A 15625-nucleotide genomic window follows, 5' to 3' on the forward strand; every position below is an offset into this window, starting at 1 on the left:
ATGGCCAAGTTGAAACTCGCAATGATTGCCGACCACAAGCCAGTAAAGATTACGGTGGAACTGCCGGCGCCCCTGCATCGCGATTTGGTGAAATATGCAGAGATCCTTGGGCGCGAGGCCGGGCGGCCATCTGCCGATCCATCGCGCCTGATCGCGCCGATGCTTGAACGGTTCATCGCAACGGACCGCGGCTTTGCGAAAGCAAAGAAGGAGCAGGCTTAAACCGAGCTTGCTATGGCCGACCTGTCGAATGAGATCGAGGGTGCGCCTCGGGAGGCCATCTAGGGTGATTGACCTGACGAGAGAAGTGCTTGAGGATCTCGACGGCCAGCAAGGATTCAGCCCTGCAATGTCAATGCAGTGCATTCTCTGATTTCATTGCGGAATCCACCCAAAGCAGCATGAACAGAGCGAAAACATTCGAACATATCTGTGCCGTTTCTGTGCCAATAGCGAAAAGAGGTTGACGCATGGGTGAAGCTAAAGGCGCCGCGAAAATCCGGTCCCTATCGTCTACCACCACACCAGCACGCCTACATCGCCGGGATCGGCGCCGGACGCTCGCCATCGCAGTCTGGCGCTACTGGCAGCGGGATATGCTCGGGATGGCGGCAAGCGCCCTGATGGCCGCACTGGCCGCGGCCGCTTAACTATTGCCAGTCCGGAAAGTCACGGCTTTGGATGGCTGTATCGTTGTAGGACGGGAACGCTGCATTGGCCTTGCACAGCAGAGATTGCCGGTTTGATCCCCGGCAGCTCGTCGGGCTTGAGGCTGTAGTTGGGGGCCTCGCCCGGCGAGTTTTAGGGAAACCAGTGGAAAGGCGTAGAAATCTATATCAGTGCATGGATGCTAACTTAGCCTCCTCTTTGGCCGACTCATCCCTACCGAGTCGGTTAGGCCCGGCGGTTCAACCCAACGCAAACCCCAACGCGGAACTGTCGGGCCGCTCTACGGGAAGGCGTCCAGCCCTTGCCCGGCTCCGGCGTTAGAGCGCCGGCAGAGGAGGCAGCCCGAGCGAGCCGTCTGTTTCATCAATTTCTCACCTGGTCTGATGTTCCATTAGCAGATGCTTGAATAATCCGGTTCCCGCTCCAGACTCGTCCCTATGGCGAAGGGCTCTTTCAACATTGGCGATGAAGTCGCCATTACTGCGACCGTTCGCAGGCGGGTCACAGAGGATAGGGTGAGCGTGTCGATCCCATCCTATGGTCAGCCGCATTCCATCATTGACCGGACATCGAAGGTGAAACGTGGCCAGCCGATCGATCTGATAGGCGACGTGACGCGGGTCGATGAGGGCAAAGTGACGGTCAACCTCGGTGTGCCGGTCACCGTCGATATCGGAACGGTCAAACTCGTGACGGCTTATGTGCCGCCGAAGCGCAAGACGCCGCTGGTCGACAAGCCAACATAGCCGGAAAGTAATAACTGGATATATCTGATTAATGCTTCTCGTCTTCCGCATCGAACGCATTTACCCGAAATAACCGCTCCTCTTGCGCAAATATTCACTTTAATAGATGCTTGACCTTAAGCCGTGGGAGGGCTGGGGTATGAGAGTTCAAGCGTTGATGGCACTCTGTGCCAGTGCCGCTCTGTGCGGCTGCCAGACAAGCAATCAAGCCGATTATGTTCAGATAGGTTACGGGCCGAGTTTCGACGTCGCCCATGCTCAGTGCGAAATGCAAAAGGGATCGGTTGACCAGGGCTATATTGCCGTAGGGTCTCCAGGGTTTGTTGCAGGAGCCGGCATCGGAAATGCGCTCGGCAATCTGGCCCTTGAAGATCAATACATGAAGAACTGCCTCATCCTGAGCGGATGGAAGCGGGCACCGCCAGGTCAGGGAGCAGCTGCGGCGGCTGCGGAAGCCGCCGGTAAATCGCCGCCGCCGTATGGCATCGCGCGAGCACCTGGCAGTTGGATCAACACCGCTCTGCTCGACTGGTCGGACGCCAACAAGAAATGCGTTGCCGGCGACAAAGGCGCTTGTGCGACTCGTGCCAAGCTTGGGGCGCAACTCAAGGCGGCGGGCGTCAATCCTTCACCGGTTTGAGGTGACCATGTATCGGAGGGTCGGGCTATGCCTTGGCATCGTGTTGACCGTTAGCGGCTGCGCGGCCGATTATCTCCACAACTACGACACCATGACGTTGGCGTCCGGCGACGCCAACCAGCAGAACCAGCTTCTTCAGACGGTCGATCCGTATAATCCGCAAAGCAACAACACCAAGATCGGGGGCAACGGCCAGCGGATGGTCGCCGTCGTCCAACGATATCGAGGCGTTCCGCTGGCGGGAGCTGCGCCCGGCGCCCTTCCGAACAGCGAGATCGACCTGGATTGCGCAGGTGGCAGAGGAGATAACCCTGTGGTGCCGCCAAACACGCCGCTCACCGGCCCAGATACGAACGGCCTCGATCGCAACCACAACGGCATCGCGTGCGACAGCCCGAGAAGGTAATGGGATCGCGACCTCTCAGACGCAGTTCTGGACAACGCTACGTCGATGTAGCGGACAACGAGTACAACCGTCGGCGATACTACCGTCAGCACAGGCGCCCGCAATCTCGCGCCCAACGGTGGCTTGAACTCCTCGGTGGGTTCGTCGGGCTATTGACGCTGCTGGGGATCGGTCTGGCGGTTCAGATCGCACCGGAGTTCACCAGCTGCAACATCAAGGGCAACATCAGTTATTACGGCGGCCAGCGCATCTACCATGTGCCGGGGCAGGAGTATTACAGCGAGACGCGGATCAAGCTGCTCAAGGGCGAGCGCTGGTTCTGCAGCGAGGCCGAGGCGCGAGCGGCTGGCTGGCGGCGGGCGCGCCGGTAGTGCATCGGCTGCCGCCATCTCCATTTCAGAAGAACGATTCCACCAGCGAGATGCATTCTTGGCAGAAGCTGATCGTGTAGCCGGGAAGCATTCACAGTGTCGGTCGCTTCAGCCCGTTCTGGCGCGGTGGTCGTCAAAAGAACAGCCCGCCGGCCGGAGCCAGCGGGCGAAGCGCATCTCAGAAGCGCCTCGGCGTTAGTCGGTTTGTGGCGCGATGTTCCCATTCGCTGTTCAACGGAAATCTCAGTTTCGACCTACGTCCGCAGCTAAACGTCGGTAGTGTGCTGAGAGTTCTGCAAATTCGCTGAGAGAGGGCGGTCATGGCAGGCTGGTGATTGTTCACGTCACCTGATTCCCGCGAAGCCACCATGACCAAGACTGAAGATAAATCCGCCATAGCTGCCGTCAAAGACATTCTGCTTTCCCACTACACCCCCACTACACCCCGAGATAGCGTTGCAGGAGTTCCGGCTTGGCCTTGACTTCGGCAACTGACCATTCGTGGGCGATGTGCCCGTTGTTGATGATATAGATGCGCTTTGCAATCGTCAGCGTTGCGGCAAGGTTCTGTTCCACCAAGACCATGGTGCGCCCGGCCTCGGCAAGTTCGCGACAGGCTTTGACGAGATCCTGGACGATCACGGGCGCAAGCCCTTCGAACGGCTCGTCAAGCAATAAGATCTTCGGATCACGTACGAGCGCGCGGGCGATTGCGAGCATCTGCTGTTCGCCGCCGGAGAGGTCAGTCCCGCGGCTGGTGCGCCGCTCTTTCAGACGCGGAAACATCCCGTAAATTCTCTCGAGGGGCCACCTGTTCTCGGCTGTCAGGCCGGCGAGGATTAGGTTCTCCTCAACATTCAGGCTGCCGAAAATGCGCCGCTCCTCGTGCACCAACTGCATGCCGAGCCGGGCGATGTTGTGCGCCTTTTTGCCCGCCAGTTCCTCACCGCCGAGCTTGACGCTGCCTGTACGAGGCATGACGATACCCATCAGGCTCCTGAGCGTCGTGGACTTGCCAGCGCCGTTGCGTCCGAGAAGCGCGACGACCTCGTTCTTCTCCACGCGTAGCGACACGTCGAACAGAATATGGCTGTCGCCGTAGTAGCTGTTCAGTCCTTTGACCTCCAGAAGGCTCATGCCATTTCTCCGTGAACGCCGCCGAGATAGGCTTCCTGAACTTTTGGATTGAACTTGATCTCCTGCGGCGCGCCATGAACGAGGACGCGGCCTTCTTGCAGTACAGTGACCCTCTCGACCAACTCGAACAGCGAATCTATGTCATGATCGATGATGATCATCGTGCGACCGCGCGCGATCGACTTCAATAGTGCCACCGTCTCGACGCGCTCGCTCGGGCTCATGCCGGCAAGCGGCTCGTCCAGCAATAGCAGGCTCGGCGAGGTTGCGAGCGCCAGACCGATTTCCAGCCGACGCTTCTCGCCATAGGCCAGTTCCGAAACCGGTGTGTCGAGCCGCGCCGTGAGGTTCACCAGTGCCGCCGTCCGCTCGACCTGCTCGTTGAGACCCGGAACGCCGTGAAGGCTCTTGAACAGATCGAGCCTGAACTTGCCGCGCGTCTCGCCCAGGGCCGCGATCGTCAGGTTCCGCCCGACTGTCAGCCTGTCGAACAGCTGGTTGATCTGGTAGCTCTTGGTCAGCCCGAGCTGGCATACGTCGGACACGCCCATGCCTGTGATGTCGCGGCCCTCGAACATGATCTGGCCCGAGGTCGGCGCGATCTCGCAGGTGAGCATCTTGAAGAAGGTGGTCTTGCCCGCGCCATTCGGCCCGATGATGCCTCGTGTCTCACCGTGATCGACCGCAAAGTCGATGTCGCTGTTGGCCACGATGCCGCCATAGCGCTTGGTGAGGCCCCGAGCCTGCAGGATCGGCCCGGATACGGGCGTGCCACCGCGCCGGCTCGGCGGCATGGGTTCGATGTCGGCCGCATCGAATCGCGCGCTCTCGATCGAGGCTTCGGCTGGTTCGATCCTCTTGCGGCCGGCCACCACCTTGTAGAGGTCGACGATCGCACCGACGATGCCGCGCCGCAGGAAGCACACCAAGAGCACGAAGACGATGCCCAGCACCAACTTCCACGTGGCGCCGAGATGCAATGTGTTCTGGAAAAAGTCGCTGAGGTAGAGCCACACCGTCGCGCCCACCAGAGGTCCGAACAGGGTGCCGCCGCCGCCGATCGCCGTCTGCATGACTACCTGGCCGGAGGTGTCGAACATGAAGGCATCCGGCGGCATGAAGCCTTGCATGACGCCCAGAAGGCCACCGGCGAAGCCGGCATAGATCGCCGCCACCACGAAGGCCGTGAGCTTGTAGCCGTGGACGTTATGGCCGAGCGCCGCCGCGCGGAGCGGATTGTCGCGGATCGCCGAAAGGATCGCGCCGACGGGCGAGCGCACGATGCGCAGAGCGATGACGACGCCGACGAAATACCAGAACGCCAGGAAGGTATACATCGTCCAGTCGGTGTTGAACTCGAACACCTTGAAGCCCAGATTGAAGACCGGGGTAGGCACCCCGGGCAAGCCGTTCTCGCCGCCCGTGAACGCCGACAGCGGATTGAACTCGACGAAGAAGAACACTTCGGCGATCGCTACCGTGATCATGGCAAAATAGATCCCGGTGCGCCTCAGCGCGATCAGGCCGATCACATAGCCGACCGCACCCGCCACGGCCGCGCCGGTGACAATGGCGGCCATGACGTAGGAGAAGTCGGTTTCGGTCAGGAGGTAGGCGGCAAACATGCCGCCGGTGCCGTAAAAGGCCGACTGGCCGAAGGACAGCAGCCCAGTATAGCCAAACAGGATATCGAAGCCGATCCCGAACAGGCCCCAGATGAGGATGCGGTTGACCGTGCTGGGCGAGAAGCCGAGATGGGGCAGCACGAAAGGCGCCAATATGAGCGCCACTGCCGTCAGAAGCTCGACCAAGAAGGGATGCTTGATGCGCATGGCCGACCGCGTCTACTCGCGTCCTGCCGTGCCGAGCAGCCCATGCGGGCGAAGCACCAGCACCAGCGTCATCGCCACGAACAGCATGACATAGGAGTAACCCGGATTGAACATCGAGGTGATGCTGATGATCTCGCCGGCAATAAGACCGCCGATGATCGCGCCGGGAAAGGAGCCGACCCCGCCGATCACCACGACGACGAAGGTCTGGACAAGTATGGTTTCGCCGACATCGGGTGCGATCGACACCACGGGTGCGTTGACGATACCGGCGAAGCCTGCCGCCATCGCGCCGATGCCGAAGACGAGCATGAAGACCCTGTAGACGTCGATCCCGAGCGAATCGACCATCACCGAATCCTCGATGCCTGCCCGAACGATCATTCCGATGCGGGTGCGATAGAGTACGAAATAGAGCGCCAGCAGCGCAACGCCGACGATGCCGAGTAGAGCCAGGCGATATGTAGGATAGACCATGAAGCCCAGATGGGTGATGCCGACCAGCGCCGCGGGCGGCGGCACCGAATGCGAGAGGCTGCCGAAGAAGAAGCGAACCATCTCGACGAAGACGATGCCGAGCCCGAACGTGACGAGAAGCTGGTCCTCATGCGGGCGGGTGTAGAAATGGCGGATGATCAGACGCTCGATCACCACGCCGACGATCATCACGAACGACGATCCGGCCACCACCGCGGCCAGGAACGACCCTGTATACGTGTAGGCGACCCACCCGGCATAGCCGCCGAGCATGAACATCGCGCCATGGGCCAGGTTCAGGACGCCGAGCGTGCCGTAGATGATCGTCAGCCCGGAGGAGATCAGCGCCAGGAGCGCGCCGAGCACGAACCCGTTGAAGCATTGCGAGATGAAATTTGCCCAGTTGATCACGCTGCGCCCACCTTGATCATGAAGGATATGCTCCCGCACTTCGCGCCGCCAAGGGCCTGCAGGAGAAGTCGCGAACAATCGACATGCCGTTGGCCGTCCGCCAGAGGCGGAGCAAAGCCAGGTCGGAATGCGAATGCCTCTCCGTCATTGCGGTGGAGAGGCGAGGGAGTATCAGGTGTAGTCGCCGAGGTTGCAGCCGAAGGCGTCGGGCTTCTGCATCAGCGGCGCACCGTCGACCACCTCGACCACATTCCAGTAGTCATCGTCGCTCTTCATGTCCTTGGGATCCTTGCCCTGGACGAGCACGACGGGCCGCACGCACTGGTGATCTTCTGGCCGATAGTGAACGTCGCCGACGAGCGAAGGGATGGTCTCGCCCTTCTCGTACTGCTTGATGACGTCCGGCGGATAGAAGCTGCCGGCCTCGGACACCATGCGCGCCCAGTGCGCGAAGCTGACATAGGAGTTTTCGGCACCCCATTCCGGCCGGTAGTTGAACTTTTTCTGGAACGCATCCACGAACTGCTTGGCGAGCGGATACTTGTCCTCCAGTGTCCACCAGAAATCGGTGGCGGCGAAAACGCCCGCCGTCAGTTCGGGACCCACTTCCTTGGCAAGGAAGGGGATCTGGTAGGGCACGACCATCTTCATGGTCGGGGTCAGGCCGAACTGCTTGGCCTGCTGGATCGACAGCACCGCATCGCGGCCCCAGTTGACATTGATGATGAATTCGGCGCCGGAATTGGCAATATTCGTCAGATACTGGCTGAAATCCTGGGTACCCAGCGGCGAAATCTGGTTCGTCACCATCTGCCATCCGCCCTGCGAGGTCAGATAATCGTTCACCGACTTGGTGACCGTGTGGCCGTAGGTGTAGTCCGGCGTCATGAACGCCGCTTTCTTTCCCTTGCCGTAGGTCTTCAGCAGGATCGGGCCGATCGCATTGGCCGCGGTCTGGCCATAGAAGTCCTGGCGGAAGCCGTAGCGGACGCAGTCCTTGCCAGTGGTGTCGTTCGAGCCGGAGATCCCCGCGACGTAGAGGATCTTTTCGCGCTGTGCGAACTTGTTGAGCGCGACCGCGACGGCCGACGAAGTCGAGCCGGTCATCAGGATGATCTTGTTCTGGTTGATGAAGTTCTGCTCGACCTCGACGGCCTGGTTCGGCTTGGCCGCGCTGTCGGCGGACAACAGCTCCACCTTCTTGCCTAGCAGCCCTTTGTCGACCTTCGGCGCCAGCGCCTTCATCAGGTCGTGGCCGTTGTTGATGTGCTCGACCGCGAGCTGCCAGCCTTTCAGCTCGTCAGCACCCTGCACGGCATAGGTGCCCGTGAGCGGCACCGCGGCTCCGATATAGACGGTGTCGCCCTGCGATCCGGCCGGCCAGGTGCCGATCGCCGGCTTGTCGTCGGCCGCAAAAGCCACGAGACTGGAATAGGGCAGAGCGGCGCCGCCAAGCAAAGCGGCGCCGGCATGCAGTACGGTACGGCGCGATATATCGGCTGATTTTTTATCGTCGAACGACATCAGTTGTTCCTCCTTAGCCCTGGAGCCGCCTGACGGCTCTCTCTCGTCCCCCAGATTCCGAAACCGGCTTTTTTTCATGCAGGACTGTGAATGACACGCCTGCTTGTATGGGCATTCGCAGCGGCGTCGACCGGCCCGTCAATACAACTTTCGTTTGATGATTTTGTTCATTGATCCAGATTTATAATGCTACGAAAGTTTCGGCGCAGATTATGAACCTTGGGACCCTGGCATGCCGCTGACCGGCCACCCGATCGTGACTCGACTGACACGTCAAATGAAGCTGAATGCTGCCGACATCGAAAGCCTTGCGGCCATCTTCGAGCGCGATCTCTCCTTCGGGAAGCGGGAGGACCTCATTGTTCACGGCTCGGAGTTCCGAAACCTGTGCTTCGTCAAGGACGGCTATGCGATCCGCTACAGGTTGCTTCGCAGTGGCAAGCGGCAGATCCTGAAGCTCATCCTGCCGGGCGACGTCGTTGGCTTCCCAGTCAGCTTTTTCGACCGGTCCAGCTATGCAGTCGTTGCCGTGAGCGAACTGACTTACGCTGTCTGCCCGTTCGATTCCTACGTTCGCCTATGCTACGAACAGCCACAATTCGGTTTGGTTTTGAGCTGGCTCGCCGCCCAAGAGGCCGCAACGTATGCGGAACACATCGTCAACCTCGGTCGACGTACGCCGACCGAAAGGCTGGCGCATCTTTTGCTTGAGATACACTCGCGCCTTTTGGAGGTGGATCGCGCTGACGAGGCAAGTTTCGTCCTGCCGTTTTCACAAGAAGTCATGGCGGATGCACTCGGACTGAGTGTTCCCCATCTTAACCGTGTAATTCAGCGGCTTCGCGCCGAACACCTCATCACCAGCAACTCGCGCCTGATCGATTTGACCGACCTTCCGGGCCTGCAGAGAGTGGCTCAGTACCAGCCGATGGATCTAGCCCCAATCCCTGTGCTTCACGCATTGGATGTTGCTACCTGACAAGGAAACTTCGGCCTCTACAGCTATGCAGGCGCTGTCGCTTAAATAGGAGCGGGCGCGGATGCCGACTTGAGCATCCAGGTATCAAACGGCCACGCTATCGGAGATTTTCGCGGGCAGTTTAATAATTACAGTCTTCACGGAGGGCTTGGCCTCGGGGGGACGGCAGATTATTTTACGGGGATGAGTTCTCATGGGTATGTAACCGGAGGTGGTGCAACGTTGGGCGGAGCGGCTGGCGCTTCTGCAGCTGCAGCATCGACCTCACGTTCCTTTTTGCTCCTTTCGGTGAATAGCGGGGCGCAACGCTGGGTCGAGTAAGATATGTTTCCTTGGGGCTTGCAGGGGTGATTCTCGCGGTCACCCTATGGATAAGCGGGGTTCTGGATAACTCGTACGCAGTTTATCCCACTGTCCAGGACCCTGAAAAAGGTAGGACGATTGCCTACCACGTCAAAAACGTTGTTGTTTATTTAACAGAAACGCAGATTGTTACCGCGTATTTTCTCAGGATTATTGAAGGGTGCGCTGCTGTCGCAATTTTTGTCCTTCTAACTTCTCAATTAATATGGCCCGAGAAGCGAAATAGATAGTCCGTTCTCCAAGAACGATCCCACTGGGCTTGCAGTCGGTTCCTTGGCCGCTTGCCGTCAAGGCCATTTTGTTCAGCATATCCGTACCAAGTCGCGATTCCAAAGTAGTTAACCGATGCGGATTCCGGTCTCCCGAATTGAGCTCATCGTTGGATTTGCCAGGCGCAGCCTCAATCTGTGTTCTTGTTGTTCGGTTCACCAGACCACACGAGATCATACGAAGATATGGATTGGCTAACCATCCGCTAAGCCATTAATTTTTTCAAAGTCCTACACCTTCAGCGACTGGCATAATCGTTTCAGATCAATACGTTACAACGCCGTTCGCCAAAGTTGATTCAAGAAGCTGGTCCAGCCCCTCGTCGACCAATGGCAGCTTTGCGCCCATTGCGGCCAGTCAGGTCAGCTATCTGGCCCTTGCGTTGGGAGGCTCCCTTAGATGATCTCTACCGGCCCGTAGATTTGCGCACCCTGCGCAACTTGAGCTTCGGCCACGGCTTACCTCCCGCCGGGGCCGGGCTTCTGCCGGCGCGTTCTCGGTTTAGTCGTTCGGCACCATGGCCAACGCCGTGCCTGGCTCACCGTCCCACAAGATCAGGCTCGCAGCGCCGACCAGCCCGGCGCGGTCGCCTAGTTCCGCCGGCACGATCGGCACGTCCCGAAAGACTTGCATGGCTCGCTCATTGACCGTCGCCCTGATGCCGGGCGCCAGCAGTTCGAAGCCGTTGGCAAGACCGCCGCCCATGACGATCAGATCCGGTGAATAGAGATGCAAAAGGTTGGTAAAGCCGATGCCGAGCCATCGCGCCTCGGCTTCGACCAATTCGCGGGCACTGGTATCGCCGGCACCGGCGGCCTCGACGACATGGCGGGCCGAGACGTTGCCGTTATTGGAAAGACGTCGCAACACTGAACCGTCGCCGGGCTTGGTGAGCCGCGTCGCCCGGCGCCCGAGAGCGGTGCCCGAAGCGACAGCCTCGAAGCAGCCGACATTGCCGCAGAAGCAGCGATCGCCTTCTCCGGTGATTGTCATGTGGCCGATCTCGGCCGCCAGGCCGCGCCTGCCGTGATAGATGTGGCCGTCGGCGATCACGCCGCCGCCTATGCCGGTCGACACGGTGACGAACACCATCGATGCTGTGCCGCGGCCGGCGCCGAGGCGCCATTCGCCCAGCGCTGCCGCATTGGCATCGTTCTCCAACCGCACCGGCAGGCCGAACTGCCGGCTCAAAATGTCGATCATCGGCACGTTGTGCCAGCCAGAGAGCGTCGGCGGTCCGATGACGATGCCTGCCTTGGGGTCGAGCGGACCCGGCGCACAGGCGCCGATGCCGATCACTTTGGCCTGCGGGTGGTCGTCCAGCAGTTTGTCGGCGAGCGCGATGATCCGGCCGATGACCGCCTCCGATCCCGCTTCAGTCATCGTCGGTTCCGAGACGCGCGCCACAACCTCGCCGCCGCGCCCGATCAGCGCGCCGCGCAACTCGGTGCCACCTAGATCGAAGGCAAGCGCAAGCGTGTTCATCAGGCGGCGGCCTTCAGCCCGTGCAGCCAGGCCATGCGCCGCGCAAGGTCGGGATCGCCAAAGGCGAGCGAGCCCAGCACCACAGTGTCGGCGCCTGCGGCGCGCAGCAGCGGCACTGTTTCATGGCGTATGCCCCCATCGGCGGCAAGAATGATGTCGGACTCTCGGTCTGCCTGCCTCATCAGCGCGCGCGCTTCGATCAGGCGCGGGCAGGCCTTTTCGGACAGGCTCTGCCCCTTGACGCCGATCGAGGTGCCAAGAAGCGTGACGAAGGCGACGTCAGGCAGGAACGGCTCGATCGCGCCGACCGGCGTTTCGAGCCGGAGCACCACGCCCGCTTCGGCGCCGAGGTCACGCGCCAGCTTCACCGCGCGCAGGCCGGCTTCGCCGTTCTCGGCGTGGATGGTGACGAGGTCGGCGCCGGCCTCTATGAACTGGCGCGTCTGCGCCTCGACGATTTCCGCCTCGACCATCAGATGCACATGGATCGGTTTCGCCGTCAGCCTGGCGATGCGCGCCACCATGTCGGGAAAGAACAGGAAGCCGGGGGTGAAGCGGGCGTCCGCCACGTCGATGTGGTGCAGGTCGGCATGGGCCTCAATGCGCTTCAGGTCGCCCTCCATGTTGGCGAGATCCGCCGACCACAGCGAGAATTCGCCGATGAGCCGATTGCGTGGCAGCGCGGCTATTGCCGCGGGTCCCGACAAGGGTTTGGTGGTCATGACGGAATGAGGCTCCGGACGTTCGAGTGGGACTGAAGGAAGGTCGCGATCTGCGCATGCAGTTCGTTGAAATGCTTCTTGCAGTCGGCCGCCTTTGGCGTCACTTGCGCGAAGGTGGCGTTGGGGATCGCGGCCGCCAGCGCATAGGCGCTCGACAACGGGTGCACGGCATCCATCGCGTTGCCGACGACAAGGGCCGGAATGGCGAGCGCCGCGACGTCGCGTTCGGAAACGCCTGGACCGTCGCTGGCGATGTCGGCGAGCACCTGAGCGAAGGCGTTGGCGTCAGGCCGGTCGAAATAGCCGAGCAGCGAGGATAGATTGTCGGGCGCCTCGCGATAGAGTCGTGCGGCGCTCTCGGATTGCGCAAAGATCGCCCGCCCCTTGCCGGTCCCGTGCTCCAGGATGAGCCCGGCGGCCTCGGCGATCAGCTGCATGTTCTGCGGCGCTGGCGAAAACGTCCATGCCGGCCGTACCAGGACGAGGCCGGCGATGCGCTGCCGATGACGGCAGGCGAGGCGAAGCGCGATTCCCGCACCCATCGAGACGCCGCCGGCAACGAAGCGGTCGAGGCCGGCCCGGTCGGCTGCGGCAAGCACGTCGTCGGCGAACATTTCGAACGAGAACGGCCGCCGTTCACCGAAGCCTGAGCCGCCATGCCCGCGGCATTCCAGCGTGATGCGGCGGAAGCCCAGGGGAAAAGTCTGCGAGACCTGCGCCTCGCCGCCGCCCAGCCCGTGCTGGAAGACGACAGCCAGGCCTTCGCCCGTGTCGGTCATGCGCAGCGTGGCGCCGTCGCGCAGCAGCGTGGCCATCACGCCAGCCCCTTGAGGAAACGCGCGACGCCCGGCGCTTCCTCGGCCGAGAGCCCGTGCGTCACCATCGGCCCATCGAAGCCTGTGGCCTTCAGCTGGGCGATGAAATCGGCGAAGTCGACGACGCCCTGTCCAGCCGTGGCGAAGCGGCCGTCGGCGAAACGATCCTTGGCATGCGTAAGCGCGACATGGCCGGCCGTGCGCTCGACCGCCTCGGCAACAGTCGTCCGTGCCTCGTCGGCATTTGCCTGCTCGAATAGATTTGCCGGATCGAGCACGATGCGCAGCCGTTTTGAGCTCATCTCCGCAATCAGCCGTATGGCGTCGCGGGCCGATGCGACGATGTTGGCCTGCTCCGGCTCGATACCGAGATCGACGCCGTGGCGCTCGGCAAGCCGAAGGGCCCCTTCCATCGCGCGCGCCATATCGGCCCAGGCCGATGGATCGGCATTGTTTGGGTGGTACGCCCACTGGTCCTCGGTGTTGCGCGTCCCGGTGCAGAGCGTGACAAGCGGGATCGAAAGCCTGGCCGCCGTTTCGATGACGACCGCCAGCCGTCGCAGTCCATCCTGGCGCATCCGGCTGTCGGGATGCGCCATGTTGTATGTGCCGGAGAGAGCGACGAGATTGATTCCGGTCGCTTTGGCAGCGGCACTGATGGCGTCGATCGCCGCGTCCGGAACCTCGTCCGGCATTGACGGCATGCCGGCGCAGGCGAGGTTGAACTGGGTGACCGCGAAGCCCGCGTCACGGACAGCGGCAAGCACGCCGGTCGGCTCGCTGCCCGGGAAAGTCTTGGCAAACACCCCGACCTGCATCAGACCGCTCCCGTCACGTTGGCGAGCTCGACGCGCTCGCCGCTCTCGACGGAGCGGGCGATCGCTACCATGGAGCGGATGGAAGCGAGCCCGTCGTCGACCGTGGCGCCGCGCTGAGGCGCGCCGTTGAGCACCGTGTCGGCGAGGCCCTCCAGCTGGCGACGGAAGAAATGGCCGTCGGCGCCGAGCGGCTTGCGTGATGTGGCGTCCTTCTCGTGAAAGATGTCGACCTCACTCGCGCGGAAATACCAAGGATTGAAAGTCTTCGCGATCACCGAGCCATTCTGGCCATAGAGCTGGAAGCCCTCGTGCCAGTCCATCCGCACGGCGACGGTGAGGTCGAGATGGCCGAGCGCGCCATTGGCGAATTCGGTCTCGACGAACCAGCAATAGGCGCCGAAGCGCTCGTTGAGGCGGGCACGAACGGCGGTGATCTCGCCGCATAAGAAGCGCGCGGTGTCGACGAGATGCGAGCCATGCGCCAGCATGAAATACTGCCGCAGGTCCGCCTTTGGATTACCGCCCGGCTTCCTCGCCAGCTTGCTTGTGATGGGCAGCGGCTGCACCGCGTCGGTGTTGGTGTAGCGATGGGTGGAATCGCAATACCAGGCCTTGAGCGCCAGGATCTCGCCCATCTCGTCGCGCACGAAATCGCGCGCCGCTTCAAGCGCCGGGTCGAAGCGCTTCATGTGCCCAACCTGCATCACCTTGCCGGAACGCCTGACCGCTTCGGCAAGCTTCTCACCTTCCTCCACTGACACGCCGATCGGCTTTTCGCACAGCACATGCTTGCCGGCTTCCAGTGCCTTGATCGACATCGACACGTGATAGGCGTCCGATGTGGCGACAATCACCGCCTCGAGCTCCGGATCGGCGAGCATCTCATCAAAGTCGCCATACATCTTTTGCGGCTCATAAGTGGCGCCCATCCGCGCCAAGAGATCGGGCGCCGCATCGCAGATCGCGTAGAGGTCGGCGTTGCTTGCCTTCACGCACGATTCCAGATGCGCGAACTGCGCGATCGGCCCGCAGCCGAGCACACCGACACGAAGGCGACGGTCTTTCTTGCGGATCATAGTCTCAGGCTCCGTAGCCGCGCATGGTCTGGCGATTGATCTTGACCGCGTCGGCCGGATCGGCGGCGGCAGTCTCGGATTCTTCCTCGAGCACCAGCCAGCCGTTGAAGTTGGGAGCGGCGCCGGCGATCTCGATCACCTTTGCCGTGTCGCAGACGCCTTTGCCGAGCATCGCCCAATTGCCGTTTGCGTCGACATCCTTCAGGTGCACGTAGCGGATGCGGTCGCGATAGGTGATGAGCGTGTCGGCCATGTCCTTGTGGCCGCGCAATATGTGCCCTGTGTCCGGCACCCAGCCGACCAGCGAAGGGTCGACCAACCCAAAGATGCTGTCGTAGTCGGAGCGGTCGAACAGCAGCGTGTTGTGGTGCGAGCTCGGATGCACCGCGACCTGGACGTCGGCCTTGCGGCCGATCTCGCCGGCACGGTTGTAGACTTCCGCCGCTATGGCGAACTTTTCCTCGCGCGGCCCGTCCGACACGATGGTCGCCGAGCCCATCGATACGAGCGCGCCCGGAAAGGCGGCGGCGAAGTCGATCCAGCACTTGGCGCTGTCGAGGTCCTCGCCGATTTTCTCTCTGAGCGTAAAGCCGCTCTTCGAACCGAAGGCGAAGGAGACGAGCGTGAGGCCGGAGGCCTTCAGCGCGGCGGCGAATTCCACCGGCTTGCCGGCATAGCGGCCGATCATCGTGTCGGTGATCTCGATGCCGGCATAGCCGCCGTCGGCGATCGCCTTCAAGAGATCGTCCGGGCCTCCGGCAAAACGGTCGCCGAGCATTTCCCAGGTAAAAGTTTGGCAACCGACTTTGAGGTGTTTCACGTTCATCCCTTCAATCCTTGATACCGCCCATTCCTTGATGTCCCCTCGGCGTCTCCGTGGGATG

The 15625-nt window shown here is 61.5% G+C and carries 16 protein-coding genes; 6 read left to right on the plus strand and 10 right to left on the minus strand.

Translation table 11 applies throughout. From position 1 onward, the window contains the following. The 5 genes from LB565_RS09030 to LB565_RS30015 all read left to right on the plus strand — a co-directional run bounded on the left by LB565_RS09030 (position 1) and on the right by LB565_RS30015 (position 2832). Positions 1–222 (plus strand): DUF2274 domain-containing protein, encoded by a 222-nt coding sequence (locus tag LB565_RS09030; RefSeq protein WP_224582981.1) that lies wholly within the window; start codon positions 1–3, stop codon positions 220–222. A gap of 968 nt (positions 223–1190) precedes the next feature. After that, a complete protein-coding gene (locus LB565_RS09035; RefSeq protein ID WP_318012138.1) occupies positions 1191–1415 on the plus strand; it encodes a hypothetical protein in 225 nt (74 codons plus the stop codon). Between the two features lie 139 nt (positions 1416–1554). Next, a complete protein-coding gene (locus LB565_RS09040; RefSeq protein ID WP_224582985.1) occupies positions 1555–2055 on the plus strand; it encodes a hypothetical protein in 501 nt (166 codons plus the stop codon). Positions 2056–2062: 7 nt separating this feature from the next. Next, positions 2063–2461, plus strand: a complete 399-nt coding sequence (locus LB565_RS09045; protein WP_224582986.1) for a calcium-binding protein — start codon at positions 2063–2065, stop codon at positions 2459–2461. A 152-nt stretch (positions 2462–2613) separates the two neighbouring features. Further along, complete coding sequence (locus tag LB565_RS30015; protein WP_411970622.1) at positions 2614–2832, plus strand: hypothetical protein; 219 nt, start codon at positions 2614–2616, stop codon at positions 2830–2832. Between the two features lie 438 nt (positions 2833–3270). Here the strand turns inward: LB565_RS30015 and LB565_RS09055 are convergent, their stop codons facing one another. The 4 genes from LB565_RS09055 to LB565_RS09070 all read right to left on the minus strand — a co-directional run bounded on the left by LB565_RS09055 (position 3271) and on the right by LB565_RS09070 (position 8213). Continuing rightward, positions 3271–3969 (minus strand): ABC transporter ATP-binding protein, encoded by a 699-nt coding sequence (locus tag LB565_RS09055; protein ID WP_224582990.1) that lies wholly within the window; start codon positions 3967–3969, stop codon positions 3271–3273. Further along, entirely contained in the window at positions 3966–5801 is a 1836-nt protein-coding gene (locus tag LB565_RS09060; protein ID WP_224582992.1) for an ABC transporter permease subunit, read from the minus strand. The genes LB565_RS09055 and LB565_RS09060 overlap by 4 nt, the downstream gene beginning before the upstream one ends. Before the next feature lie 12 nt (positions 5802–5813). Then, positions 5814–6689: a branched-chain amino acid ABC transporter permease gene (locus LB565_RS09065; RefSeq protein WP_224582994.1), complete on the minus strand. Its 876-nt coding sequence runs from the start codon at positions 6687–6689 to the stop codon at positions 5814–5816. Positions 6690–6860: 171 nt separating this feature from the next. Next, entirely contained in the window at positions 6861–8213 is a 1353-nt protein-coding gene (locus LB565_RS09070; protein ID WP_224582996.1) for a substrate-binding protein, read from the minus strand. Between the two features lie 232 nt (positions 8214–8445). On the opposite strand from LB565_RS09070, the gene LB565_RS09075 reads away from it, so the two are divergent. Next, complete coding sequence (locus LB565_RS09075) at positions 8446–9192, plus strand: Crp/Fnr family transcriptional regulator (RefSeq protein ID WP_224582998.1); 747 nt, start codon at positions 8446–8448, stop codon at positions 9190–9192. Positions 9193–10326: 1134 nt separating this feature from the next. Here the strand turns inward: LB565_RS09075 and LB565_RS09080 are convergent. The 6 genes from LB565_RS09080 to LB565_RS09105 are packed head-to-tail and all read right to left on the minus strand — an operon-like array spanning position 10327 to position 15567. After that, positions 10327–11310, minus strand: coding sequence for an ROK family protein (locus LB565_RS09080; RefSeq protein WP_224583000.1), 984 nt, complete (start codon positions 11308–11310; stop codon positions 10327–10329). Further along, positions 11310–12032 (minus strand): ribulose-phosphate 3-epimerase, encoded by a 723-nt coding sequence (locus tag LB565_RS09085; protein ID WP_224583002.1) that lies wholly within the window; start codon positions 12030–12032, stop codon positions 11310–11312. The genes LB565_RS09080 and LB565_RS09085 overlap by 1 nt, the downstream gene beginning before the upstream one ends. Then, entirely contained in the window at positions 12029–12847 is an 819-nt protein-coding gene (locus tag LB565_RS09090) for an alpha/beta fold hydrolase (protein ID WP_224583005.1), read from the minus strand. The genes LB565_RS09085 and LB565_RS09090 overlap by 4 nt, the downstream gene beginning before the upstream one ends. Beyond that, positions 12847–13665 (minus strand): sugar phosphate isomerase/epimerase family protein, encoded by an 819-nt coding sequence (locus tag LB565_RS09095; protein ID WP_224583006.1) that lies wholly within the window; start codon positions 13663–13665, stop codon positions 12847–12849. The genes LB565_RS09090 and LB565_RS09095 overlap by 1 nt, the downstream gene beginning before the upstream one ends. Then, positions 13665–14741: a Gfo/Idh/MocA family protein gene (locus tag LB565_RS09100; protein WP_224583016.1), complete on the minus strand. Its 1077-nt coding sequence runs from the start codon at positions 14739–14741 to the stop codon at positions 13665–13667. Before LB565_RS09100 ends, LB565_RS09095 begins: the two co-directional genes overlap by 1 nt. Before the next feature lie 4 nt (positions 14742–14745). After that, positions 14746–15567 (minus strand): sugar phosphate isomerase/epimerase family protein, encoded by an 822-nt coding sequence (locus LB565_RS09105; RefSeq protein WP_224583019.1) that lies wholly within the window; start codon positions 15565–15567, stop codon positions 14746–14748. Positions 15568–15625: the final 58 nt, after the last annotated feature.

The organism is Mesorhizobium sp. CA14, from assembly GCF_020165195.1.
Lineage (GTDB): Bacteria > Pseudomonadota > Alphaproteobacteria > Rhizobiales > Rhizobiaceae > Mesorhizobium.

Coding starts and splice junctions, on each gene's coding strand:
- LB565_RS09030 (WP_224582981.1), top strand. CDS start 1: ATGGCCAAGTTGAAACTCGCAATGATTGCCGACCACAAGCCAGTAAAG.
- LB565_RS09040 (WP_224582985.1), top strand. CDS start 1,555: ATGAGAGTTCAAGCGTTGATGGCACTCTGTGCCAGTGCCGCTCTGTGC.
- LB565_RS09045 (WP_224582986.1), top strand. CDS start 2,063: ATGTATCGGAGGGTCGGGCTATGCCTTGGCATCGTGTTGACCGTTAGC.
- LB565_RS09055 (WP_224582990.1), bottom strand. CDS start 3,969: ATGAGCCTTCTGGAGGTCAAAGGACTGAACAGCTACTACGGCGACAGC.
- LB565_RS09060 (WP_224582992.1), bottom strand. CDS start 5,801: ATGCGCATCAAGCATCCCTTCTTGGTCGAGCTTCTGACGGCAGTGGCG.
- LB565_RS09070 (WP_224582996.1), bottom strand. CDS start 8,213: ATGTCGTTCGACGATAAAAAATCAGCCGATATATCGCGCCGTACCGTA.
- LB565_RS09075 (WP_224582998.1), top strand. CDS start 8,446: ATGCCGCTGACCGGCCACCCGATCGTGACTCGACTGACACGTCAAATG.
- LB565_RS09080 (WP_224583000.1), bottom strand. CDS start 11,310: ATGAACACGCTTGCGCTTGCCTTCGATCTAGGTGGCACCGAGTTGCGC.
- LB565_RS09085 (WP_224583002.1), bottom strand. CDS start 12,032: ATGACCACCAAACCCTTGTCGGGACCCGCGGCAATAGCCGCGCTGCCA.
- LB565_RS09090 (WP_224583005.1), bottom strand. CDS start 12,847: ATGGCCACGCTGCTGCGCGACGGCGCCACGCTGCGCATGACCGACACG.
- LB565_RS09095 (WP_224583006.1), bottom strand. CDS start 13,665: ATGCAGGTCGGGGTGTTTGCCAAGACTTTCCCGGGCAGCGAGCCGACC.
- LB565_RS09100 (WP_224583016.1), bottom strand. CDS start 14,741: ATGATCCGCAAGAAAGACCGTCGCCTTCGTGTCGGTGTGCTCGGCTGC.
- LB565_RS09105 (WP_224583019.1), bottom strand. CDS start 15,567: ATGAACGTGAAACACCTCAAAGTCGGTTGCCAAACTTTTACCTGGGAA.